The 22,937-nt window shown below is 38.5% G+C and carries 22 protein-coding genes and 1 tRNA gene; 11 read left to right on the top strand and 12 right to left on the bottom strand.

Features of this window, described 5'->3' with window-relative positions:
- Positions 1 to 47 precede the first annotated feature (47 nt).
- The 4 genes from V7D82_RS00115 to V7D82_RS00100 are packed head-to-tail and all read left to right on the top strand — an operon-like array spanning position 48 to position 3,057.
- Positions 48 to 1,199 carry an ATP-binding protein gene (locus V7D82_RS00115; RefSeq protein WP_333598934.1) on the top strand — a complete coding sequence of 384 codons (1,152 nt, stop codon included), beginning with the start codon at positions 48 to 50 and terminating at the stop codon, positions 1,197 to 1,199.
- Positions 1,192 to 1,929, top strand: a complete 738-nt coding sequence (locus V7D82_RS00110) for a metallophosphoesterase (protein WP_333598933.1) — start codon at positions 1,192 to 1,194, stop codon at positions 1,927 to 1,929. The genes V7D82_RS00115 and V7D82_RS00110 overlap by 8 nt, the downstream gene beginning before the upstream one ends.
- Before the next feature lie 30 nt (positions 1,930 to 1,959).
- A complete protein-coding gene (locus V7D82_RS00105; protein ID WP_333598932.1) occupies positions 1,960 to 2,454 on the top strand; it encodes a DUF6646 family protein in 495 nt (164 codons plus the stop codon).
- Between the two features lie 21 nt (positions 2,455 to 2,475).
- The gene (locus V7D82_RS00100) at positions 2,476 to 3,057 is read left to right on the top strand and encodes a PhnA domain-containing protein (protein ID WP_333598931.1); all 582 of its coding nucleotides are present in this window, start codon (positions 2,476 to 2,478) and stop codon (positions 3,055 to 3,057) included.
- Positions 3,058 to 3,122: 65 nt separating this feature from the next.
- Here V7D82_RS00100 and amaB read toward each other — a convergent pair whose 3' ends face one another.
- The 3 genes from amaB to V7D82_RS00085 all read right to left on the bottom strand — a co-directional run bounded on the left by amaB (position 3,123) and on the right by V7D82_RS00085 (position 6,541).
- Positions 3,123 to 4,676, bottom strand: a complete 1,554-nt coding sequence (gene amaB, locus V7D82_RS00095; protein ID WP_333598930.1) for an L-piperidine-6-carboxylate dehydrogenase — start codon at positions 4,674 to 4,676, stop codon at positions 3,123 to 3,125.
- 155 nt (positions 4,677 to 4,831) lie between these two features.
- Complete coding sequence (locus tag V7D82_RS00090) at positions 4,832 to 5,368, bottom strand: 3-hydroxyanthranilate 3,4-dioxygenase (protein ID WP_333598929.1); 537 nt, start codon at positions 5,366 to 5,368, stop codon at positions 4,832 to 4,834.
- 63 nt (positions 5,369 to 5,431) lie between these two features.
- Positions 5,432 to 6,541, bottom strand: coding sequence for an endonuclease/exonuclease/phosphatase family protein (locus V7D82_RS00085; protein WP_333598928.1), 1,110 nt, complete (start codon positions 6,539 to 6,541; stop codon positions 5,432 to 5,434).
- A gap of 137 nt (positions 6,542 to 6,678) precedes the next feature.
- Here V7D82_RS00085 and V7D82_RS00080 point away from each other — a divergent pair, with 137 nt between their 5' ends.
- The 4 genes from V7D82_RS00080 to V7D82_RS00065 all read left to right on the top strand — a co-directional run bounded on the left by V7D82_RS00080 (position 6,679) and on the right by V7D82_RS00065 (position 13,529).
- Complete coding sequence (locus V7D82_RS00080) at positions 6,679 to 9,498, top strand: carboxypeptidase-like regulatory domain-containing protein (protein WP_333598927.1); 2,820 nt, start codon at positions 6,679 to 6,681, stop codon at positions 9,496 to 9,498.
- 24 nt (positions 9,499 to 9,522) lie between these two features.
- The gene (locus V7D82_RS00075) at positions 9,523 to 10,122 is read left to right on the top strand and encodes a choice-of-anchor J domain-containing protein (RefSeq protein ID WP_333598926.1); all 600 of its coding nucleotides are present in this window, start codon (positions 9,523 to 9,525) and stop codon (positions 10,120 to 10,122) included.
- Between the two features lie 20 nt (positions 10,123 to 10,142).
- Entirely contained in the window at positions 10,143 to 11,528 is a 1,386-nt protein-coding gene (locus V7D82_RS00070; protein WP_333598925.1) for a DUF5689 domain-containing protein, read from the top strand.
- Between the two features lie 102 nt (positions 11,529 to 11,630).
- Positions 11,631 to 13,529, top strand: a complete 1,899-nt coding sequence (locus tag V7D82_RS00065) for a S9 family peptidase (RefSeq protein ID WP_333598924.1) — start codon at positions 11,631 to 11,633, stop codon at positions 13,527 to 13,529.
- 46 nt (positions 13,530 to 13,575) lie between these two features.
- Here V7D82_RS00065 and accC read toward each other — a convergent pair whose 3' ends face one another.
- The 6 genes from accC to pdxA all read right to left on the bottom strand — a co-directional run bounded on the left by accC (position 13,576) and on the right by pdxA (position 18,558).
- The gene (gene accC / locus V7D82_RS00060; protein ID WP_333598923.1) at positions 13,576 to 14,922 is read right to left on the bottom strand and encodes an acetyl-CoA carboxylase biotin carboxylase subunit; all 1,347 of its coding nucleotides are present in this window, start codon (positions 14,920 to 14,922) and stop codon (positions 13,576 to 13,578) included.
- A 93-nt stretch (positions 14,923 to 15,015) separates the two neighbouring features.
- Positions 15,016 to 15,498, bottom strand: coding sequence for an acetyl-CoA carboxylase biotin carboxyl carrier protein (gene accB, locus V7D82_RS00055; RefSeq protein WP_333598922.1), 483 nt, complete (start codon positions 15,496 to 15,498; stop codon positions 15,016 to 15,018).
- A gap of 24 nt (positions 15,499 to 15,522) precedes the next feature.
- Positions 15,523 to 16,521 carry a beta-ketoacyl-ACP synthase III gene (locus V7D82_RS00050; RefSeq protein ID WP_333598921.1) on the bottom strand — a complete coding sequence of 333 codons (999 nt, stop codon included), beginning with the start codon at positions 16,519 to 16,521 and terminating at the stop codon, positions 15,523 to 15,525.
- Positions 16,522 to 16,679: 158 nt separating this feature from the next.
- Positions 16,680 to 16,874 (bottom strand): 50S ribosomal protein L32, encoded by a 195-nt coding sequence (gene rpmF, locus V7D82_RS00045; RefSeq protein WP_121312109.1) that lies wholly within the window; start codon positions 16,872 to 16,874, stop codon positions 16,680 to 16,682.
- 9 nt (positions 16,875 to 16,883) lie between these two features.
- Positions 16,884 to 17,426, bottom strand: a complete 543-nt coding sequence (locus V7D82_RS00040; protein ID WP_333598920.1) for a YceD family protein — start codon at positions 17,424 to 17,426, stop codon at positions 16,884 to 16,886.
- 85 nt (positions 17,427 to 17,511) lie between these two features.
- Complete coding sequence (gene pdxA / locus V7D82_RS00035) at positions 17,512 to 18,558, bottom strand: 4-hydroxythreonine-4-phosphate dehydrogenase PdxA (RefSeq protein ID WP_333598919.1); 1,047 nt, start codon at positions 18,556 to 18,558, stop codon at positions 17,512 to 17,514.
- Between the two features lie 60 nt (positions 18,559 to 18,618).
- Between pdxA and V7D82_RS00030 the strand changes: the two genes are divergently transcribed.
- Positions 18,619 to 19,209, top strand: a complete 591-nt coding sequence (locus V7D82_RS00030; RefSeq protein WP_333598918.1) for a riboflavin synthase — start codon at positions 18,619 to 18,621, stop codon at positions 19,207 to 19,209.
- Positions 19,210 to 19,690: 481 nt separating this feature from the next.
- On the opposite strand, the gene V7D82_RS00025 is transcribed toward V7D82_RS00030, so the two are convergent.
- Together V7D82_RS00025 and mce are read right to left on the bottom strand one after the other, a co-directional pair.
- Positions 19,691 to 19,764 (bottom strand) — tRNA-Ile (locus V7D82_RS00025).
- 49 nt (positions 19,765 to 19,813) lie between these two features.
- Positions 19,814 to 20,215, bottom strand: coding sequence for a methylmalonyl-CoA epimerase (mce, locus tag V7D82_RS00020; protein WP_333598917.1), 402 nt, complete (start codon positions 20,213 to 20,215; stop codon positions 19,814 to 19,816).
- Between the two features lie 306 nt (positions 20,216 to 20,521).
- Here mce and rbfA point away from each other — a divergent pair, with 306 nt between their 5' ends.
- The gene (rbfA, locus tag V7D82_RS00015) at positions 20,522 to 20,914 is read left to right on the top strand and encodes a 30S ribosome-binding factor RbfA (protein WP_333598916.1); all 393 of its coding nucleotides are present in this window, start codon (positions 20,522 to 20,524) and stop codon (positions 20,912 to 20,914) included.
- A 6-nt stretch (positions 20,915 to 20,920) separates the two neighbouring features.
- A complete protein-coding gene (locus V7D82_RS00010) occupies positions 20,921 to 22,123 on the top strand; it encodes an ABC transporter permease (RefSeq protein ID WP_333598915.1) in 1,203 nt (400 codons plus the stop codon).
- Here V7D82_RS00010 and V7D82_RS00005 read toward each other — a convergent pair.
- A partial coding sequence (locus V7D82_RS00005; RefSeq protein ID WP_333598914.1) for a tRNA dihydrouridine synthase occupies positions 22,120 to 22,937 on the bottom strand: 818 nt, incomplete at its 5' end. The genes V7D82_RS00010 and V7D82_RS00005 overlap by 4 nt on opposite strands.

The raw sequence follows: 22,937 nt of genomic DNA, 5'->3' as shown, positions 1-22,937 counted from the left end.
TATACAGCTCAAAACTGCGACTGCGACTGCGACTGAAAACTTAAACTATGATCAACAAACGGCTTCTCATAAAAAACCTATTAGCTCACAATGATGAGAGCAGTTTTTATGATAAGAAGCGGCAGTTAAATTTGCATACCAAGGAAGGGAAAGCCAAGTTTTTGAAGCATATTTGCGCGTTGTCCAACTCCAATCCTTCGAATAATTCCTATATCGTTGTGGGTGTGGAAGATCAGGATAATGAAATTCTGGGCGATGACTTTTTTGACGACAGCCGGATTCAGAATTTAGTGAATGCCTATCTGGAGAATCCGCCCAAAATTCAATATGAAAATGTGCCGTTCCCCAATTTGCCCAAAGACCGGGTGGTGGGTTTGGTTACGATAAAACCGAAACACAAAACGTCTTTTTTTAAGAAGAACATCCACACTATTTTGGCCAATACGGTTTTTGTCAGAGTGGGAAGCAATTCGATGCCGACGGAAGAAAAAATTCCGTATTCGAAACAAAATATTGAGACCGTCATCAGCATTGAAAACAGCTCGCGCAACAGCATTGCGTATACGCTTGATGGTGTGATCGACTTTATGAATAACCGGCACAAAGACATGACGCCCAAGTATAAAGTTTTCAAAGAATTGTTTGTAATTTGTTGGGCCGGGATTCCGAAAAAAATCAGAGATACCACTTATCTCTCGCGGGTAGATATTGAATTGATTAATGAACAGGTAAAGTTGTTTTATTCGGCACTCGATGTGGTTACGATTAGCTATGACCGACAAAGTTTTACCATAGTAGAGCATGTGGCTTTGGGACTGAATGATAAAACGAGTTATTATCCATTGGAACAAGTGACGATTCATTTTTTTGACAATGGCTATTACAAAATGGAAACCCAGATGTTATTTGAACCACCGGCTTTCAACAAAAAAATGCTGCATCATATCTACAATTCCAATGTGTCGTTGTTGCATAAATTACAAAAGGGATTGTCTATTACTGAAAGAGAGGAAAAAGATTTGGAGAATTTACCCTCTACCTTTATGATTTGTTATTTGAACGGATTTGATGATGCCAAACAGAAATTAATTGAGGCCAAACCGTTGTTGAAAGCGCAGGCCAATGCCACCGTTTATTTGAGTTTTAAAGAAGCGATGCGCATTTTAAGAAAAATGAAATACGATAAAAAGGATGAATAGAAAACTAGTAATCGGCGACATACACGGTGGCTTGCGGGCGCTGCATCAGATTATGGAACGAGCCAAAGTCACTACAGATGACACGCTTGTTTTCCTGGGGGATTATGTGGACGGTTGGAGTGAATCGCCACAAGTAATTGATTATTTAATTGCTTTAGCCAAAAAGGTAAACTGCATTTTCATTCGCGGGAATCATGACGAATTACTTTTGGATTGGCTAACGGGAAACACTAAAAATTTTGACGAATTGATGTGGTACAAACACGGAGGAGAAGCCACGGTTTTGGCTTATAAATCGGTTCCAAGAGAAACCAAAAACAAGCATATTAAATTCTTAAAAGAGCTGAAGAATTATTACCACGACAGCAGAAACCGATTGTTCATTCACGCCGGATTTACCAATATGAACGGCATACACTATGAATATTTTCCCAAGCTGTTTTATTGGGACAGAACCCTTTGGGAAACCGCTTTGAGCTTGAATCCGACCATTTCGAAAGACAGCATACTCTATCCCAGAAGACTGACGCTTTATGATGAGGTTTATATAGGACACACTCCGGTAACCCGGATTGGAGAGACCGTTCCGATTCAGAGAGCCTGCGTTTGGAATGTAGATACCGGAGCCGCTTTTCAAGGACCGTTGACCATTATGGATGTGAATACCAAAGAATTTTGGCAAAGCGAACCGTTGAACGTTTTGTACTTTAACGAGAAAGGGAGAAATTAATTTATATACTTTTGCAGCAAAATAAATAATATGAAAAAAGCAATCACAATACTAGCAATAGCTATCGTAAGTTTGGCCCATGCTCAAGCTTACAAAGGAAAAGGTGACATCAAAGGACAAGTAGGGGTGAATATTCAAGACCATGGAACCGGAATCAACACTTCGGCAGATTTTGGCATTGGCGAAAACATGTCGTATGGTTTTGTAGCATCCTATTTGCTTTCAGTGGATGAAGTGGCCGGATACAAACCCAAGTTTGAAGACAGAGCCGATTTTAAAGTGCGTTTCAATGCCAATTTGGGCAATGTTTTTGGCTTAGATAAAAAAATGGATATCTATCCGGGATTGAGTTTAGGAACCCGAAACTTCGGTGGCCATTTAGGGTTTCGTTATTTCTTCACCAGCGGTTTCGGAATTTATGCCGAAGGCGGAGCACCCATAGCCAAATATGATACTAATACAGAAGGTTTCGAACATTACAACAATCAGTTTGTGTTTAATATCGGCGCTTCATTCAACTTATAAATAAAGTAAAACAAACCCAGCATGAGTGTTATCGAAAAAAGATTAAACGACAGAAGCGGTTCCCAATGTGAATTGTGTGGAGCCACCGATGACTTAAGAATACATTTAACAAAGGAAGAAGCCATATCCGTAGACAACTCGGTATTGGTCTGTACCACTTGCAAAAACCAAATAGAAAACACCACCCCAACCGATCCCAATCATTGGAGATGTCTTAGCGACAGCATGTGGAATGAAAACAAACCCGTTCAGGTAGTAGCATGGCGAATGCTCAACCGATTGCGCGCTGAAGGATGGCCACAGGATTTGTTAGACATGATGTACTTGGATGACGAGACCTTGGTTTGGGCTTCGGCTACTGGAGAAGGAGAAGATGAGGATGGTAAAATTGTTCACAAAGATGGAAATGGCAACATTTTGTTCGACGGTGATTCTGTGGTTTTGATTAAAGATTTGGATGTAAAAGGGGCCAACTTCACTGCCAAAAGAGGAGCAGCCGTTCACAATATCAAATTAGTTTGGGACAATGCCGAACAAATTGAAGGCAGAGTCGAAGGACAACACATTGTGATTTTAACCCAATATGTAAAGAAAACGAAGTAATTCAATTTTACTATAAACAAAAAAGCGTCCCAATTTGGGACGCTTTTTTATGAATTTTAGTTTGATTACAAGTCAAACTTGATCCCTTGTGCCAAGGGTAAACTAGTTGTGTAATTGATGGTATTGGTTTGTCTTCTCATATACACTTTCCAAGCGTCAGAACCTGATTCGCGGCCACCGCCGGTTTCTTTTTCACCACCAAAAGCGCCACCAATTTCAGCACCGGAAGTTCCGATGTTTACGTTAGCAATTCCGCAATCTGAACCGGCTACCGATAAGAAAGCTTCAGCTTCACGAAGATTGTTGGTCATAATGGCTGAAGATAACCCTTGCGCTACGCCGTTTTGAATTTCAAGCGCGTTCATTACATCGCCTGAATATTTTAGTAAATATAACACTGGTGCAAACGTTTCGTGTTGTACGATTCCGAATGAATTGTCGGCTTCGGCAATGGCTGGTTTTACGTAGCAACCGCTTTCGTAACCTTCACCGGAAAGTACGCCACCTTCTACAAGAATTTTTCCGCCTTCAGCAACCACTTGGGTTAAGGCTTTGTTGTACATTTCTACAGCATGCGTATCGATAAGTGGTCCCACGTGATTGTTTTGGTCTAATGGGTTTCCGATTCTAAGTTGTTTGTAAGCTGAAGTTACGGCATCTTTCACTTTGTCATAAATACTTTCGTGGATGATTAAACGACGGGTTGAAGTACAACGTTGACCGGCCGTTCCAACAGCACCAAATACAGCACCAATTACGGTCATTTTGATATCGGCATCCGGAGTTACGATGATAGCATTGTTTCCGCCTAATTCTAAAAGTGAATTTCCTAAACGAGCGGCACAAGCCTGCGCTACGATTTTACCCATACGAGTAGAACCTGTAGCTGAAACCAAAGGAACTCTTTTGTCATGCGTCATTAGTTCCCCTACTTTGTAATCTCCGTTAATCAAACAAGAGATTCCTTCCGGAAGGTTGTTTTCTTTTAATACTTCGGCGATGATATTTTGACAAGCGATACCACAAAGAGGTGTTTTTTCAGATGGTTTCCAAACACACACGTCTCCACAAATCCAGGCTAAAGCGGTATTCCAAGACCAAACAGCTACCGGGAAGTTGAACGCCGAAATGATTCCAACGATTCCCAGCGGATGGTATTGCTCATACATACGGTGTCCAGGACGTTCGGAGTGCATGGTTAACCCGTGCAATTGTCTTGATAAACCAACAGCAAAGTCGCAAATGTCAATCATTTCCTGAACTTCTCCGTACCCTTCCTGCAATGATTTCCCCATTTCGTAGGAAACTAATTTCCCTAGAGGTTCTTTGTATTTTCTTAGTTTTTCACCAAACTGACGTACGATTTCGCCACGTTTGGGTGCCGGCATTAAGCGGAACGTTTTGAATGCTTCGCTGGCCGTTTGCATTACTTTTTCGTAATCGGCAGCGGTAGTGGTTTTTACTTTTCCGATTAATTGGCCGTCTACCGGTGAGTAACTTTCCAGGATATCTCCGTTGGAGAAATGATTGTTTCCGGTTGAGGTTCCTTCATTGATGGCTTTTACACCCAGTATTTCTAAGGCTTCGGTCATGCCGAATTGTTGTGCAATTGTTGACATTGTATTATCTATTTGTTTGTTTTTTATAAATGTGACTGCAAAAGTAAAGGTTTATTTTTAATTATGGATAACTAGCCCGGATAGGAACGGCATCCTTTTTAGGATTGTCAAATCCTAAAAAGATAGAGTGGATAGCCGGAAATAGCTTCTAATTTTTATTTAGCAGTAAATCTGGGATCCGTTTCCATAACAGTACCACAGTTTTTGCAGGTAAGCAAGTCTTTAGAATTGTAGAAATGTTCAAAATGATGCAGAAAATCTTTTTCAATATCGGTGAGTGGAAAATAAACTTCATATAATTTGTGATTGCACGTATCGCAGAACCATAACAATCCGTCTTTCGCATTTAATTCAGCACGCTTTCTTTCAATGACCAAACCGATGGAACCTTCTGTTCTGTTAGGGGAATGCGGTACTTTGGCAGGATGCAAATACATGTCGCCGGCACCAAGCGTCATGGCTTTCTTTTGGCCATTATCCTGAACGTAAACTGTGATTTCGCCTTCGAGCTGGTAGAACAATTCCTCCGTTTCGTTATAATGGTAATCTTTGCGTGCATTGGGACCGGCTACAATCATTACGATATAATCATCAGAGTCAATATAGAGATTTTTATTGCCAACGGGTGGTTTTAAAAGGTGGCGGTTTTCGGCTATCCAGTTATGGAGGTTGAACGGTTTTGCTATAGACATGGCTGTAATTTTGAGTAAAGTTATAAAATAAAAAAGTCCCGATATCATCGGGACTTTAAAATATTATTTCACTTCTTTTATCAGATAAATATAAGGTGGGAAGTGGTCACTGAATCCGACACCGGTCATGGAATGTCGCAGCGGATAGCCTTTATACTGTCCGGTAGTTTGAATCATAAACGGTTTGTTCCAGATACCGGCTTTCCAGTAGCGGAACGAAGAATAGTCTTTTTGAATGAAGGTTTCAGACACCATGATTTGGTCAAAAATATCTCCGGCATCTCTATAGAATAAAGTAGCGTTTCCTTTGTAGAACATTTCTTCAAACGGATTGTATACGCCAAATTGTTTTACTTCTTCTTGTTTGCGTTTGGCGCCCACACCTTCTTTTACACTTTTGTTATAGGTTCCGTCATTCAAATCACCCATGTTGATGATTTTGGCATTAGGGTTGATTTTGTAGATAGAATCCATTATTTTTCGGTCTAATCTACCGGCAGCTTCACGGAAAGGAGAGCTTTTCTTTTCTCCACCGGAACGCGATGGCCAGTGATTTACCATAACGTTGATTTCCTCACCATCAAGAAAACCGGTTACTAGCAATACATCACGCGTGTATACTCTATCTAAATTTTTATCAATCTCTGATTTATCATCGGAAGCATCATCCTTATCGCTTTTTTCTTTGGCTGAAGCGTTTAATTGATTTTTATAGATTAACAGCGGAATATTTTTGTAGCTGGTAGGTTTGAAATGCTTTTTTTGGTACAACAATGCCACATCAATTCCTCTTTTATCAGGAGAATCAAAATGAACAATACCATAATCATTCACCAACATTTCAGGTTGTTTGATTAAGTCCTCTAATACGCCTCTATTTTCAATTTCGGCACCGCCTATTAATACCGGTGCTTCTTTTTGTTGCTCGTTAGTTCCTATTTGAGATAATACTACTGCTAGGTTGTGCAGTTTTTGGTGGTATTTTTTAGAAGTCCAGTTTTGCACTCCGTTTGGCAGCCATTCTTCGTCGTTGTTTGGCCCGTTGATGGTGTCAAACAAGTTTTCCAAATTGTAAAATGCTACCGTATGCACGATGTATTTTTTTGCTTGTGCATTTGCCCCAGATATTGCGAAAAAAACAAAGAAAAGAGCTATTAATTTTCTAATTCTCATAAAAGGTATATTAATTTTTTATTAAGTTATAACAAACTTTGCGCCAAAAGTATATAATATTATTAAAAGATGTACATTTGTCGGCTGTTAAGTTTTCAACCCGACTTAACATAATGGAAAATTAATTTAATTTATTTATGAAAAAACTTGTTATTAGTACTTTATTTGTAATGCAGGTATTTTTTGTTTTTGCTCAAAACAATACTGGATTTACTGGTAAAGTGTTAGATTCGAAGACACAAAAACCATTACAAAATGTAGTTGCTACTATTCAAAACACCACCTTAACAACCGTAACCGATGCTAGTGGTGTTTTTACATTTAATGATGTAGCCGTAGGTAGCCAATTATTGCAAATTAGAACAGCTGGCTATAAAGATCAGTTGCTTTCTGTTGACGTAGTCGCAGGAAAAATTTTAGATTTAGGTGTTATTGTTCTGGAAGAGGATATTACTCAGGAGCAGCAAGCCAGCCTAATTACCATCACCGATAATGATTTGAGTGATGATAACAGCGGTTCTGAAAGTACTTCAGGATTGTTGCAAGCCTCGAGAGATGCGTTTCAACAAGCAGCAGCTTTTAACTGGGGTCAAGCTCGTTTTAGAGTTAGAGGATTGGATAACGAGTATGGAAGAATAATGATTAGTGGAATTACCATGAACAAGTTGTATGATGGAAGACCACAATTCAGCAACTGGGGTGGATTGAATGATGCTACCAGAAATCAGGAGTTTACTTCGGGTTCAGCACCCTCTGATTATACTTTTGGTGGAATTCTTGGAACACAGGAAATCAACACCAGAGCTTCAGTTTACAGAAAAGGATCAAGAGTGTCTTTCTCTGGAACTAATACAAACTATAGCTGGAGAGCCATGGGAACTCACGCTTCCGGTATGAGTACTGATGGTTGGGCTTTTGTGATTTCAGCTTCAAGAAGATGGGCAGAAGAAGGCTATTTTGAAGGAACTGACTACAGTGCCAATTCCCTATTTGCCAGTGTTGAAAAAAGAATTAACGACAAGCATTCCTTAAACTTTACTTCTATTTGGGCACAAAACAAAAGAGGAAAAAATTCTCCAAACACGGATGAGGTAACTCGTATCGCCGGAGAAAAATACAACTCTTACTGGGGCTACCAAAACGGAGAGAAAAGAAATTCAAGAGTTAAATCGGTAGATGAGCCTATTAACATCTTGACACATTATTGGAAACTTACTGAAAAAACGAACTTGAACACAAGTGTAGCATATCAATTAGGTTCTATAAGAAACAGCAGATTAGATTACCACAATGTGGATAACCCGGATCCGACGTATTACAGAAAGTTACCAAGTTATTATACTTCAACTTATGTGAATGATGTTTACACAGGAGATAGCCCACAGAATATCTTTAATGCAGCAAACGCTATCTTTTTAAATAACAGACAATTGGATTGGGATGGTATCATTACTTCTAATGCTAATCCAAATAACTTGCAACCAGGATTAAGTCATATAGTATTGTATGAAGACAGAGTTGATGACAGACAGTTCTCTGCCAGTTCAATTTTGGATTCTCAATTAGCTGATAATATTGTGCTTAATGCCGGAATCGGATTTAAAAAATTAAAATCACACAACTATAAATATTTAGTAGATTTATTGGGAGGAACTTATTTTGATGATACAGATCCTTTTGGAACTAACGCGCAACAAAATGTTACCGATTTAAACAATCCAAACAGAAATGTTGTAGCAGGTGATACATACGGATACAACTATAATTTATTTGCTACTGAATTTAATGGTTTTGCTCAATTTAAATTTACATATAAAAAAGTAGATTTCTATTTAGGACAAACATTCTCTCGTTCAGAATACAGCAGAGAAGGATTATACAAAAATGGATATTATCCAACTAATTCATTAGGAAAAAGCAAAAGCATTGTTTTTGAAAACTTTGGTTTCAAAGGTGGTTTAACGTATAAAATTACTGGAAAACAATTCTTAAACTTCAATGGAGCTTATATGACACAAGCACCAACATTGAAAAATACGTTTCCAAATGTTCGTATCAACAACAACATTGTAAAAGACATACAAAGCGAAAACATCAGCAGTTTTGATGCTAGTTACATTATCAAAGCGCCAAAATTCAAAACAAGATTAACGGCTTATTTCTCTAAAATCCAAAACGCAACCGAAACGTCATTCTTCTTTGCGGATGGTGTATCAGTAGATGATGGAGATCCAACCACTGAAGACCCTTCTAATGCTTTTGTTGCTGAAACAGTAACTAATATTGACAAAAGACAAATGGGATTGGAGTTTGGTGCTGAATATCAAATTACATCAACAATTAAGGCAACACTTACTGCCGGTTATGGTGAATTTATCTATGCTAACAATCCAAACGTATCTGTAAATATTGATGCTTTAGCTTCAGCAACTAATACTTACCCAGAAGTAAGTTATGGTACGGCTAGTTTGAAAAACTACAAACAACCAGGTATGCCTCAAACTGCGGCTTCTTTTGGTTTAGAGTATAGAGATCCAAAATTCTGGTGGGTAGGTGCTAATGTCAACTATTTAGCTAACAACTATATAGATGTTGCTCCAATTACAAGAACAACACACTTCATTTATGACTCTCAAGATCCATGGGGATTGCCTTTCTCTGGAGAAACTCCGGAAAGAGTTAGAGAGCTTTTGAAACAAGAAAAGTTTGATGATTTCTACTTGCTTAACTTAACAGGTGGAAAATCCTGGAAAGTCGGGAAAGAAACTTTTGGTTTCTTTGCTAGTGTAAATAACGTTTTAGATGTTACATATAAAACAGGTGGTTTTGAACAGGCAAGAAATTCTACCTTTAAAGAAATGAATCAGGATGTCTCAAGTGGTACTCCCGCTTTTGCACCAAAATATTTTTATGGATACGGAAGAACTTACTTCCTAAATCTTTATGTTAACTTTTAATAGTAAATAGTTATGAGAAAAAATATGTTTAAAGTTACTCTATTGACGGCAGTATTGGCATTTGCTTTTACCGGCTGTACGAAAGATGATGATTATGAAGTGAAATCTTTTAATCCTTTGGTTTTTGCTGAAGACTTTACAGGTGTTGGTGACAATACAGTATTAAATATTGCTAATTGGACCAATTATGCGGAAGTGGGAACTACCAAGTGGAAACAACAAATCTATAGTGGTAATGGCTATGCAGAATTTTCAAGCTACCAATCTGGTAATTTAACAGATATTGCTTGGTTAATTTCTCCAGCTATTAATATGGATGCTCATGAAGGGGAAAAATTAGTTTTCCAATCTTCACAAGCTTATGTTTCTTCTTCAGCTAACAGTCTTCAGGTTTTAATCTCAACTGATTTTGACGGAACGAATGTTACTGCTGCGACTTGGACTCCGCTTAACGCGACACTTCCAACCACTAGTGCTACCTATTTTGAATTTATTAAATCAGGAGAAATCGATTTATCAGGTTATACTGGAAATATTTATTTAGCATTCAAATGTAAAGGTTCCGGAACAAATACAGCTTTGGATGGTTCATACCAAATAGATAACATCAGAATTTTTTATTAAAATAAATTTATAAAATAGTTATGAAATCATTATTATCAAAATCAGCACTCATAATTGCTTTATCGGCTGGGATGTTATTTTCTAGCTGTGTAAATGACAGTTATACTAATCCTACAACAGGATTTACTACGTATGAGTTGACGCCAAACAAAACGGTACAACAAATTTTGACAGCGACAACTCCAACAGTTACGCAGTACACTACAGATGATATTATTGAAGCCTACGTTACTTCAAGTGACGAAACAGGAAACTTCTATAATTCAATCTCATTTCAAACGATTCCAACGGACGGTTCTCAACCTATTGGGTTCAGTGTTCCTGTTAATTTAAGATCGTTTGCCAAAGGATTTACACCAGGAAGAAAAGTGTATATCAAACTTAACGGTTTATACAGAGCGATTGTTGACGGGTCTATGCAAATAGGAACGTTGTATCAACCAAATCCAACGGATACACCTAAAATCGGAAGACTTTCTGAATTAGAATGGCAAAACTATTTATTCATTTCGGGAACAGAAGTTGCTCAAAGCTCTTTTGTGAGAACCGTAACTTTGGCTCAGGCAGCTACTGATGCTAATTTGAATACTTTAGTTGAAATTAGCAATGTACAGTTTGCTGATGCCGATTTAAACAGAACGTACTATGATGTTGATTCAGGTGGTGGAGCTACCAACCACAATATGATTGATGTGGCAACCGGAACTACAAAATATTTCAGAGTAAGCAGCTATGCTTCTTTTGCACACCATGATGTTCCTTCAGGAAGTGGAAGAATCAGAGGGGTGATGACAAAATACTCAACAGATTATCAGTTTTTAGCCAGAGTTGAAAGCGATGTGATGTTGGATGGTCCAAGATTAGACTCAGCGCCACCAATCGGAGGAACAGCTTTAGTTTACGCAGGAACATTATCAGAGCCATTTACATCTTATACTACAAACGCATCTGTTTTCCCTAAATACATCAATGATGCTGTAGTAGGAAGCAGATATTGGCAAGTAAAAACTTTTGGAGGAAATAAATACATCCAAATGAGCTCATTTGGTGGTACTCCTGAAGTAAACAAAACAGCCTTTATTGTACCGGTTGATTTTACAGCGGCAAACACTATGTCGTTCAAAACCGTTTCAGGATACGATAATGGTTCGCCATTGAAAGTATATTATACTACAAATTATGTCCCTGGTGGAAATTTAGCTGATGCTACTTTGGTTGACATCACCGCTAGTTTCAACATTCCAAACGGCCCATCCACAGGTTATGCTACTACATTCACAAGTAGTGGAGCTTATGCCATTCCGGTAGGAGTTACAGGTCAGGGATTCTTTGTTTTCCAATACAACGGTAATGGTAACGGAGGCGTTACAACTACTATGGAAGTAGATGATATTACTATAAACTAGTATCACTCTATCCGCAAGAATATAAAAGCCACACGTTTAGTGTGGCTTTTTTTATGAATATAATTTACTACTTTTAGCCTTTCAATAAAACCATTAACACCAATGAAGAAAATACTTTTTATAATCGTTAGTACCATGAGTATAACCGCATCAGCACAAGAAGTACTCACTCCTGAGACGCTATGGAAATTAGGCAGAGTGACGGCTTTGGGCATTTCAAAAGACAAGAAATCAATTGTCTATAAAGTGGCCACTCCAGCTATGGAAGAGAACAAATTAAACAGTAAATTTTACACCATTCCACTAGCAGGAGGAATGACAACCGAAGTAAAAGACACTAAAGAGATTTTGGCCGATAAGAACGTTTCCGCTGATGGGAAATACATCTTATCTACACAAGAAGTAAAAACTGAAAATGTGCTGGGAAAAGATGTGCATCCCGATTTACAAAAAGCCGATGCCCAAATCTACAACGGTTTGGATTACCGTCATTGGGACACCTGGAACAATGGTTCACACAACCATGTTTTCTATGCTGAAAACAAAGACAAAGCCGCGCCAATTGATATCATGAAAGATGAGCCGTATGATAGCCCGCAAAAACCATTTGGAGGCGATGAGGACTATGTTTGGTCGCCCAACGGGAAAAGCATCATCTACGTGTCAAAAAAGAAATTCGGAACGGCTTATGCGCTTACCACGAATACCGATTTATACGAATACAATCTGGATACCAAAACCACCAAAAACCTAACGGAAACTAATCCGGGTTACGATACCAATCCGGCTTTTTCTCCAAATGGCGATTTAACCTGGTTGCAAATGAAACGCGATGGTTATGAAGCCGATAAAAACGACATTATTGTTCGTTTCAAAGGATTAGATATCAACCTGACTGGCGGCTGGGATGGTTCGGTAGAAAGCTTCAAATGGAGTGTTGATGGCAAGAAAGTGTATTTCTTAGCAGCGGTTGATGGAACCCAACAAGTATTTGAAGTTAACTTTCCGGGGTTAACCAAAATTGCGGTAACTGTAAAACAAGTTACTGCAGGTGATTTTGATGTACACGACATCGTGGATGTTTCAGGCGAAAATTTCATTCTAACCAGAAATGATATGAACCATGCTTTGGAAATCTATTCCTATAACACTAAGAAAAAAACTTGGTTGCAGTTAACCAAAACCAATGAAGATATCTATGCCAAATTGGCCATGCCAAAATTCGAAAGACGTTATGTAACTACGACTGACAATAAAAAAATGTTGGTGTGGGTAATCCTTCCTCCAAATTTTGATAAAACCAAAAAATACCCAACGTTATTATATTGCCAAGGCGGACCACAATCTCCGTTGACACAATTTTATTCTTTCCGTTGGAATTTCTCTTTAATGGCTTCGCAAGGCTACGTTGTTGTAGCACCTAATCGTCGCGGAATGTATGGCCACGGCAGGGAATGGAATGAGAAAATCTCGGGAGACTGGGGCGGACAAGTAATGGATGATTACCTTTCAGCCATTGATGATGTGTCTAAAGAAAGTTATGTTGACAAGTCACGTTTAGGGTGTGTTGGAGCCAGTTATGGTGGCTATTCCGTGTATTATTTGGCTGGAATTCACAACAACCGTTTCAAAACTTTTATCGCCCATGATGGTGTTTTCAACTTGGTAAGCATGTATGGCACTACTGAAGAATTATTCTTTGACAATTGGGAACATGGCGGAGCGTATTGGGAGAAAAATGAAATTGCTAAAAAAACCTATAACCAATTCAATCCAATCAATTTTATTGACAAATGGAATACGCCAATTCTTGTTATTCAAGGTGGAATTGACTTCCGTGTGCCAATCGGACAAGGCCAGGAAGCTTTTCAGGCGGCTCAGTTAAAAGGAATAAAAAGCCGATTCCTGTATTTCCCCGAAGAAAACCACTGGGTGTTGAAACCTCAAAATGGTTTAGTATGGCAACGTGAATTTTACAAATGGTTAAAGGAGACTTTATAAGAACAAAAAACCCAACTTGAAGAAGTTGGGTTTTTTTATTTTTGGTTTATTCCGGATCGTTCATTTTAAAACTTTCCATAAACTTCGTAGTATAATTTCCGGCTACATAATCCGGTTCATCCATCAACTGACGGTGGAACGGGATGGTAGTTTTCACGCCTTCGATATAAAACTCGTCCAAAGCACGCTTCATCTTGTTGATCGCTTCTTCTCTGGTTTGTGCCGTCGTAATCAACTTGGCAATCATCGAGTCATAATTTGGTGGAATGGTATACCCAGCGTAAACGTGCGTATCCAAACGGACTCCGTGGCCTCCCGGCGCGTGTAAAACGGTAATTTTACCTGGCGAAGGGCGGAAGTCATTATAAGGATCTTCAGCGTTGATACGGCATTCTATAGAGTGCAATTGTGGTAAATAGTTTTTACCCGAAATCGGCACACCGGCAGCCACTAATATTTGCTCACGAATCAGGTCATAATCAATAACCTGTTCGGTAATTGGATGCTCTACCTGGATACGCGTATTCATCTCCATAAAATAGAAATTTCTATGCTTATCCACTAAGAACTCAACCGTTCCGGCACCTTCGTATTTAATGAACTCAGCCGCTTTTACAGCTGCTTCCCCCATCTTGTGACGCAATTCATCAGTCATAAAAGGTGACGGAGTTTCCTCCGTCAGTTTTTGATGGCGACGTTGTACCGAACAATCTCTTTCCGATAAGTGACAGGCTTTTCCATAGGAATCACCAACCACCTGAATCTCGATATGACGTGGTTCTTCAATTAATTTTTCCAAATACATTCCGTCATTGCCAAAAGCGGCAGCCGACTCTTGACGAGCGCCTTCCCAAGCTTTTAGTAAATCTTCTTCTTTCCAAACGGCACGCATCCCTTTTCCACCACCACCGGCAGTAGCTTTCAACATCACGGGATAGCCCATTTCTTTAGATAATTTTTTGGCTTGCTCAAATGATTCTAACAGTCCGTCAGAACCAGGTACACAAGGAACTCCGGCAGCTTTCATAGTCGCTTTGGCCGAAGCTTTATCTCCCATACGGTCAATCATTTCAGGAGAAGCTCCAATAAATTTGATACCGTGTTCCTGGCAAATTTTAGAAAACTTAGCATTTTCCGAAAGGAAACCATAACCGGGATGAATCGCATCAGCATTGGTAATCTCTGCTGCTGCAATGATATTGGACATTTTTAAGTAGGATAAATTACTTGGAGGAGGGCCAATACAAACCGCTTCGTCAGCAAACTTTACGTGTAAACTTTCCGCATCTGCAGTAGAGTAAACCGCTACTGTTTTGATGCCCATCTCCTTACAGGTTCTGATGACACGAAGCGCAATTTCGCCTCTATTGGCAATTAATATTTTTTTAAACATTTTTCTTAATTTGAAAATTAAACAATTTGAGAATTTGAGAATTGGTGAAGTGTGATAATCATTTTCAAATTATTACATCTTCAAATCTTCAAATTAAGATGGATCAACTAAGAATAAAGGTTGGTCAAATTCAACTGGAGACATATCATCCACAAGAATCTTAACGATTTTACCTGTGATTTCGGCTTCGATTTCGTTGAATAATTTCATCGCTTCCACCACACAAAGTACATCGCCTTTCGAAATAGTGCTTCCTACTTCAACAAAAACCGGTTTGTCCGGAGAAGGTTTGCGGTAGAAAGTTCCAATCATTGGCGACTTTATAGTAACATACTTTGAATTATCATCAGAAGCAGCAGCAACCGGAGCAGCAGGTGCAACGGCAGCAGGTGCAGCAGCCACCGGAGCAGCAATAGCTTGTTGCATTGGCGCTTGCTGTACATAAGTTATATCAGGAGTGTTTCCTTCTAAGGTCGTTCTGATTGTAATTTTTATATCACCTGTCTCTAACTTTACTTCGGCAACACCAGAATTGGATACAAATTTGATTAGGTTTTGAATTTCTTTTAAATCCATAATTAGTTAGTTTTAGAATTAGTTTTATTGTTTGTTGTATGCCCATTTTAGGTAGATGGAACCCCAAGTGAATCCACCACCAAATGCTGCAAAAATTAAATTATCTCCTTTTTTTAGTTTGTCTTCAAAATCACTCAAAAGCAACGGTAAGGTAGCAGAAGTGGTATTACCATATCGGTGGATATTGACCAATACTTTATCTTCATCTAATCCCATTCTGCTGGCTGTAGCATCTATGATTCGTTTGTTGGCTTGGTGTGCAATCAACCAGTTGACATCGTCTTTGGTTAAGTTGTTGCGCTCCATGATTTTTTCGCTAACATCAGCCATGCCGGAAACGGCATATTTGAAAACGGTTTTACCATCCTGAAAAACAAAATGTTGGCCATTGGCAACTGTCTCAGCTGACGGAGGAAGTATTGAACCACCGGCATCAATTTTAAGATAGTCTCTTCCGATACCGTCGCTTTTCAAAAACTCATCCTGAAGGCCTAAACCTTCATAATTCGGTTCAAACAAAACGGCTCCGGCGCCATCACCAAAGATGATACATGTAGCTCTATCGGTATAGTCAATGATAGAAGACATTTTATCGGCACCAATTAAGAGCACTTTTTTGTATCTGCCGGATTGAATGTAGGCAGCAGCACTCGACATTCCGAAAAGGAAACTCGAACATGCGGCTTGTAAATCATAAGCAAAAGCATTTACAGCACCAATCTGACTGGCCACAAAAACTCCGGTTGAAGCTACAGGCATATCAGGTGTTGTGGTTGCCATGATGACTAAGTCTATGTCGGCAGGATTGATATTGGCTTTAGAAATTAAATCTTGAGCGGCTTTGATGGCCATGAACGAAGTGCCTTTTCCTTTTTCTTTTAAAAGTCTTCTTTCTTTGATTCCGGTACGAGTGGTAATCCATTCGTCATTGGTATCAACCATGGTTTCCAGTACTTGATTTGAGAGTACAAATTCCGGAACATAAGCTCCAACTGCGGTAATTGCGGCTGTTATTGTAGTCATAAAAATGGTATTTTTCCTGACGATTTTTTGAAATCGAAAAGTTGTGGAAATTACAAAAAAAAATTATACCGAACCCAAATAGGATTGGATATTTCTTAAAATTAAGTAAAACAAAAAACTCCCACAAAGTGAGAGTTTGTTTTGTAAAAAAAACTTACTTAAGCAACAGCTACTGATTTATCAATAACTACTTGTCCTCTGTAATACATTTTACCTTCATGCCAGTAAGCTCTGTGGTATAAATGTGCTTCACCTGTTACAGGACAAGTTGCGATTTGAGCAACAGTTGCTTTATAATGAGTTCTTCTTTTATCTCTTCTTGTTTTGGAGATTTTTCTCTTAGGATGTGCCATTGTACTATATTATTTATCCGTTAATAGTTGTTTTAATTTGTCCCAACGTGGGTCAATATCATCTTCTTTTTTTGCTTCTTCTTTTATTTCTTTGACTTGTAATTCGTTTAGTTTTTGCAATGCTTCGGTTTGTAACGTTCCGTCTTTTACTCCTGGATGTATCCTTTTGTGCGGAACCGACAATACAATCATTTCATAAATGTATTGTGATAAATCAATCTGATGTTCGCCGTGTGGCAATATCAGCAATTCATCATTGTCATTGTTGAATTCGTCTCCAAACTGAACCACCAATTTAATTTTTCCTTTAATAGGTAAATCAAATGGCTCTCCGGTTAAATCACAGGGAACATTAACGGTTCCTTTGTGTTTGAAATTGATTTCCAGCATGGTAGCTTTTTTTTCTAACACTACATCTGCTTTTATATCACAACTTTCGAATTCATCAAAACTAAATTCGTCAAAGAACTTTTTGTTTATTGTAAACTCAAACTGATGCTTTCCTATTTTTAATCCTATAAAAGGAATTAAATATTCATTTGTACTTTTCATCTAAACAACAATTTGACCCGAAGTTTCGGGAGTGCAAAGATATAAAATTATTGCAATTCCAATAACCTTATGAACATTTTTTTGTTTATAACTGTTTTTCCTTTGTTTTCAAGGGATTTTTACTGATTTCCTGATGCTGATTTCTCGAATTATAGATATCAATAGCAGTATAAACCGCTTCTTTGAATGAATTATAATCTGCTACTCCTTTTCCGGCGATTTCATAAGCGGTGCCGTGATCGGGTGACGTTCTTATTTTATTCAAACCAGCCGTGTAGTTTACACCATTCCCAAACGACAATGTTTTAAACGGAATTAATCCTTGGTCGTGATAGGTTGCAATAACGGCGTCGTATTTTTCATATTGATTACTGCCAAAAAAACCATCCGCAGCATAAGGACCAAAAACCAACGTTCCTTTTTCAAACAATTTCTTCAGTGCTGGTTTTATAATTTCATCATCTTCTTTGCCAATAACACCATTGTCTCCGGCATGCGGATTCAAAGCCAATACGGCAATTTTAGGTTTGTTAATGCCAAAATCCTGAATCAATGATTGTTTAACGGTTTCTATTTTTTGATGGATTAACTTTTCTGTTAAATGTTTAGCTACTTCATTTACCGGAATATGATCGGTAAGTAAGCCCACTCTCAGAGTGTCCTGAACCATCAGCATCAATGCGTTGCCCTCCAATTCCTGCCCTAAATAATCAGTATGCCCAGGAAACTTAAATTCTTCGGATTGGATGTTGTACTTATTAATTGGTGCCGTTACCAGAACGTCGATTTGATTTTCTTTCAAGGCTTTGGTGGCGGCAACAAATGATTTTATAGCATATTTTCCAATATTTTCATCATTGGTTCCAAAATTCAAATCAACGCCTTCTCTCCAAATGTTTAACACATTTATTTTTCCAACCACCAGTTGCTCTATTTTATCAATGCCATGCAACGGAGCGGTAAGCTCTAATGTTTTTTTGATAAACGATAAAACCTTTACATTAGCAAAAATAACCGGCGTGCAAAGCTCCAGCATTCTGGAATCTTCAAAAGTCTTAAGGATTACTTCGCTTCCAATACCGTTTAAATCTCCAATGGATATTCCAACGATGATATTTTCTGCTTTTTTCATAAGAAGTGCTTGTTATTTATTGCTAATTTTGAAGTGCAAATTTAGTAAAATAAAACTATAATGTTTACAGGAATAATTGAAACCCTTGGAATAATAAAAGAAATCCAAAAAGACAACGACAATCTTCATGTTACGGTTTCTTCAGCCATAACCCACGAATTAAAAATAGACCAAAGTGTGGCGCACAACGGAGTTTGCCTGACGGTCGTTGCCATAAACAATGATGAATATACAGTAACTGCTATCAGAGAGACTATTGAGAAAACAAATCTGGGAGCATGGAAAGTTGGAGATTTAATCAATATGGAACGCGCCATGAAACTGGGTGATCGCCTTGACGGGCACATCGTTCAAGGTCATGTAGATCAAACGGCTGTTTGCACCGCTGTGGAAGAAGCTAACGGGAGTTGGTATTTTACTTTTGAATATGATAGTAAATTAAATAACATTACTATCGAAAAAGGCTCTATAACGGTAAACGGAGTAAGTTTGACTGTGGTCAATTCTAAAGCTAATTCATTTAGCGTGGCTATTATTCCGTATACCTATGAACACACCAATTTTAAAACCTTTAAAAAAGGGACAAAAATAAATCTGGAGTTTGATGTTGTGGGAAAATACGTGGCGAGATTGTACGCTTTAAAGCAATAAAGGCAATTCCTTTTCCTTAAAACTAAAAAAAGCTTCCAAATTAATTGGAAGCTTTTTTGTTGTTTATCTGTACTATTTTGTATAACCCATAGGTTAAAGATATTAATGCTAATAACACGATACCCCCATCCAAAGGCAAGCCTGGCGGCGGCGGCGGTGATGATGGTGGCGGTGGATCGGAAGGCGCAGCGTAGGAAGCTAGGCACACCAAAAACACAGCCAAAGAAGTAAAAATTCTATTCGGGACAATTTTCATAGTGCGTAAAAGTAAAAAAAAATTCTATTCACCAAAATAAATTACTTTCTAAATTCAATTAATTAATTGAAACATAAGCTAGCAATAGCATTGATTTTAAAGCTAATTCAACTTTCAATTAACATAATTCTTCAAAATCTCACTCTTTATTAACGAGATTTTTCAGGGCTCGGTTTTTCTGTCTTCCTGAAAAAATAAAAGCCTCAATTTGAGGCCTTTATTTTGTGGTCCCACTTGGGCTCGAACCAAGGACCACCTGATTATGAGTCAGGTGCTCTAACCAACTGAGCTATAGGACCGGAATTGAGGTTGCAATATTAGCACTATTTTTTATTCAGTGCAACATTTTTACTGGATTTCTTGGCAAAGTTCAATCAATACACCATTGGTTCCTTTGGGATGTAAAAACGCGACTAACTTATTATCGGCTCCTTTTTTAGGTGTTTCATTTAAAACGACAAACCCTTCCTTTTTTAAACGCTCGATTTCAGCAACAATATCAGCAACATCAAAAGCGATGTGGTGAATGCCTTCGCCTTTCTTTTCCAGAAATTTAGCGATGGGACTTTCCGGATTTGTGGCTTCCAGTAGTTCAATTTTGTTAGGACCATTCATAAAGAAAGAAGTTTTCACGCCTTCGCTGGCCACCTCTTCTTGTTTGTAAGGAGGATTGCCGAATAGTTTTTCGAAAAGCAGGTTGGAGGTTTCCAAATGGGCTACGGCTATTCCGATATGTTCTATTTTTCTCATAAGTTTTAATTGAAAGACAAAGGTAACAAAAATTCAAAAGGTTTCTTCTCTAGCCCTGATGGGAGCGGCACCGAAGTAAAGCGGACAGCGGATTTGATAGTAAGAGGAGGACTGCCAGTGGCAGTCAGGTATTTTCAATTGTCCTAAAAAAGCTAAACGCGAATTCTAGCCCCGATTGCAGCAAACTACCAAGTAGTGCGGAAAGCGGGACAGCATTTCCTAAACAAGACAAAAGTTATGCTACTAAAAAACTCAGCAACTCAGCAACTCAGCAACTTTCTAACTTAAAAGTTGTATTTTTGCAGCATGGAAACGAACAGACAGAAAAAAATTGGCAGTGTATTGCAAAAGGATTTGGTGGATATTCTTCAGGGGGAAGTGCGTAAAAACGGACTGACGAACTTGGTGATATCGGTTTCAAAAGTGAGCGTTACTACCGATTTGGGCGTGGCTCGCGTGTATTTGAGCGTTTTTCCGCAAGACAGAGCTCCGGAAATTTTGGCCGCTGTGAAGTCGAATATGCCTTTGATTAAGCATGATTTGTCGCAACGGGTAAAACTGCAATTGCGCAAAGTGCCGAATCTGGCGTTCTATATTGACGATTCGTTGGATTATATTGAAAAGATTGACAATGCTTTGGCCGGCAAAGAAAATCCGATTGAAAACCGTGACCTTTTAGACAAACGCAAGAAATTTTAATTTCATTTGAACTTCCCGCTTTACATAGCCAAACGCTACCTTTTTAGCAAAAGCAATAACAATGCTATTAATATTATTACGGGTATTGCTTCGGTGGGAATTATAGTGGGAGCGATGGCGCTTTTTGTGGTGCTTTCGGTATTTAGCGGTTTGCGCGATTTTAGTTTGTCGTTCTCCAATGACTTTGATCCCGATTTAAAAGTCAATCCCATCTCCGGAAAGACTTTTTTTATTTCTCCCTATCAGGAAAACCAGCTTACCCATGTTGACGGCATTGCTTCCTATAGTAAAGTAGTGGAAGAGCGCGTGCTTTTCTTTTTTAAAGGAAAAGAAATGGTAACCTATTTAAAAGGTGTGGATGTCAATTTTACCAAAACGAATATCCTCTCTAAAAACAATATTTTTAACGGACAATGGTTGAAGCCCAATACCTATCAGGTGGTTGTGGGTTATGGTATTTCGGAAAAATTATCGTTGGGCCTTTTTGATTTCAATAATCCGTTTGAAGTTTATGTGCCGCGGAAAGGTAAAGGTGTTATTGAAAGTGAAGACGAGGCTTTTACCAAAACCAGTTTAATTCCGGTGGGTATTTATGCGGTTAGCGAAGATTTAGACAGTAAATATGTGTTTTGTGATTTGGCTTTGGCACAGGAATTATTGGAATTAAAATCCAATCAGCTTTCGGGCATTGAAATTAAATTGAAACCCAATGCCGACGAAGCAGCGGTAATCGAAGAAATAAATACCATTTTCCCCAAAAAAACGGAAGTTAAAAACCGGGCACAACTCAATGCTACGCTTTATAAAATGCTGAATACCGAGAATATTGCAGTATATCTTATTTTTACTTTAGTGATTATCATTGCGCTTTTCAATTTAATTGGCGCGTTGATTATGATGGTTTTGGATAAGAAAAGCAACTTGAAAACGCTTTTTAATTTGGGTTCCGAAATCAAAGATTTGAAGAAGATATTCTTGTTGCAAGGTAGCTTGTTGAGTGTTTTGGGAGGAATTGTTGGTTTGATTTTAGGGATAATTATTGTTGTAATTCAGCAACAGTTCAAACTAGTCATGATTACCGATTCTTTAGCCTATCCGGTGGTTTTCAGTATACAGAATGTGTTGATTGTTTTCGCAACGATAGTGTCGCTTGGTATTATTTCCAGTTGGATTGCGAGTAGTCGCGTTAGCAAAAAGTTGCTGGATTAAACAAACTGGTAATTAGCATACACTTCTTCGATTTCATTCAAAATCCTGAACAATCCTTCAGCATCATCCGTAGTTACCAAGCGTTGTTTGTATTCTTTAAACGAATGTACGTTTTTGAAGTAATTGGTGTAATGACGGCGCATCTCTACAATCCCAACGCGTTCGCCTTTCCAGTCCATTGACCAAGTTAGATGGTTTCTAGCGGCTTCCACACGGTCAATCATAGTAGGTTGTGGCAAATGTTCTCCGGTTTTGAAGTAATGTTTAATCTCGTTAAAAATCCACGGGTATCCAATGGCCGCGCGGCCAATCATCATACCGTCTAAGCCGTATTTGTTTTTGTATTCCAATGCTTTTTCGGGTGAATCAATATCACCGTTTCCGAAAATCGGCATGGTAATTCTCGGATTGTTTTTTACCCGGGCAATGTGCGACCAATCCGAATGGCCTTTATACATTTGGGCACGAGTTCTGGCGTGAACAGTTAAAGCTTGTACACCAATATCCTGCAAGCGTTCGGCCACTTCATCAATATTGATGGAATTTTCGTCCCAGCCTAAACGCGTTTTTACCGTTACCGGAAGATTCGTTCCTTTGATAACCGCTTTGGTTAAACGCACCATCAAATCCACATCTTTCAAAACTCCGGCACCAGCGCCTTTGCAGACTACTTTTTTTACAGGACAACCAAAATTAATATCGACCAAATCAGGCTGAACGGTATCTACAATTTTAGCGGACATTTCCATCGCTTCCTCATCTCCACCAAAAATCTGAATGCCGACCGGTCTTTCATAATCGAAAATATCCAGCT

The organism is Flavobacterium sp. (assembly GCF_036741995.1).
Lineage (GTDB): Bacteria > Bacteroidota > Bacteroidia > Flavobacteriales > Flavobacteriaceae > Flavobacterium.
This window is presented reverse-complemented; position numbering and strand designations above follow the sequence as displayed.

What these genes read in the sequence shown, in the direction of transcription:
- V7D82_RS00115 (WP_333598934.1), top strand. Translation starts at nt 48, where the DNA reads ATGATCAACAAACGGCTTCTCATAAAAAACCTATTAGCTCACAATGAT.
- rpmF (WP_121312109.1), bottom strand. Translation starts at nt 16,874, where the DNA reads ATGGCACATCCTAAGAGAAAAATCTCCAAAACAAGAAGAGATAAAAGA.
- rbfA (WP_333598916.1), top strand. Translation starts at nt 20,522, where the DNA reads ATGGAAACGAACAGACAGAAAAAAATTGGCAGTGTATTGCAAAAGGAT.
- V7D82_RS00065 (WP_333598924.1), top strand. Translation starts at nt 11,631, where the DNA reads ATGAAGAAAATACTTTTTATAATCGTTAGTACCATGAGTATAACCGCA.
- V7D82_RS00105 (WP_333598932.1), top strand. Translation starts at nt 1,960, where the DNA reads ATGAAAAAAGCAATCACAATACTAGCAATAGCTATCGTAAGTTTGGCC.
- V7D82_RS00070 (WP_333598925.1), top strand. Translation starts at nt 10,143, where the DNA reads ATGAAATCATTATTATCAAAATCAGCACTCATAATTGCTTTATCGGCT.
- V7D82_RS00050 (WP_333598921.1), bottom strand. Translation starts at nt 16,521, where the DNA reads ATGACTACAATAACAGCCGCAATTACCGCAGTTGGAGCTTATGTTCCG.
- V7D82_RS00080 (WP_333598927.1), top strand. Translation starts at nt 6,679, where the DNA reads ATGAAAAAACTTGTTATTAGTACTTTATTTGTAATGCAGGTATTTTTT.
- mce (WP_333598917.1), bottom strand. Translation starts at nt 20,215, where the DNA reads ATGAGAAAAATAGAACATATCGGAATAGCCGTAGCCCATTTGGAAACC.
- V7D82_RS00085 (WP_333598928.1), bottom strand. Translation starts at nt 6,541, where the DNA reads ATGAGAATTAGAAAATTAATAGCTCTTTTCTTTGTTTTTTTCGCAATA.
- amaB (WP_333598930.1), bottom strand. Translation starts at nt 4,676, where the DNA reads ATGTCAACAATTGCACAACAATTCGGCATGACCGAAGCCTTAGAAATA.
- accC (WP_333598923.1), bottom strand. Translation starts at nt 14,922, where the DNA reads ATGTTTAAAAAAATATTAATTGCCAATAGAGGCGAAATTGCGCTTCGT.
- V7D82_RS00075 (WP_333598926.1), top strand. Translation starts at nt 9,523, where the DNA reads ATGTTTAAAGTTACTCTATTGACGGCAGTATTGGCATTTGCTTTTACC.
- accB (WP_333598922.1), bottom strand. Translation starts at nt 15,498, where the DNA reads ATGGATTTAAAAGAAATTCAAAACCTAATCAAATTTGTATCCAATTCT.
- V7D82_RS00100 (WP_333598931.1), top strand. Translation starts at nt 2,476, where the DNA reads ATGAGTGTTATCGAAAAAAGATTAAACGACAGAAGCGGTTCCCAATGT.
- V7D82_RS00040 (WP_333598920.1), bottom strand. Translation starts at nt 17,426, where the DNA reads ATGAAAAGTACAAATGAATATTTAATTCCTTTTATAGGATTAAAAATA.
- pdxA (WP_333598919.1), bottom strand. Translation starts at nt 18,558, where the DNA reads ATGAAAAAAGCAGAAAATATCATCGTTGGAATATCCATTGGAGATTTA.
- V7D82_RS00110 (WP_333598933.1), top strand. Translation starts at nt 1,192, where the DNA reads ATGAATAGAAAACTAGTAATCGGCGACATACACGGTGGCTTGCGGGCG.
- V7D82_RS00030 (WP_333598918.1), top strand. Translation starts at nt 18,619, where the DNA reads ATGTTTACAGGAATAATTGAAACCCTTGGAATAATAAAAGAAATCCAA.
- V7D82_RS00090 (WP_333598929.1), bottom strand. Translation starts at nt 5,368, where the DNA reads ATGTCTATAGCAAAACCGTTCAACCTCCATAACTGGATAGCCGAAAAC.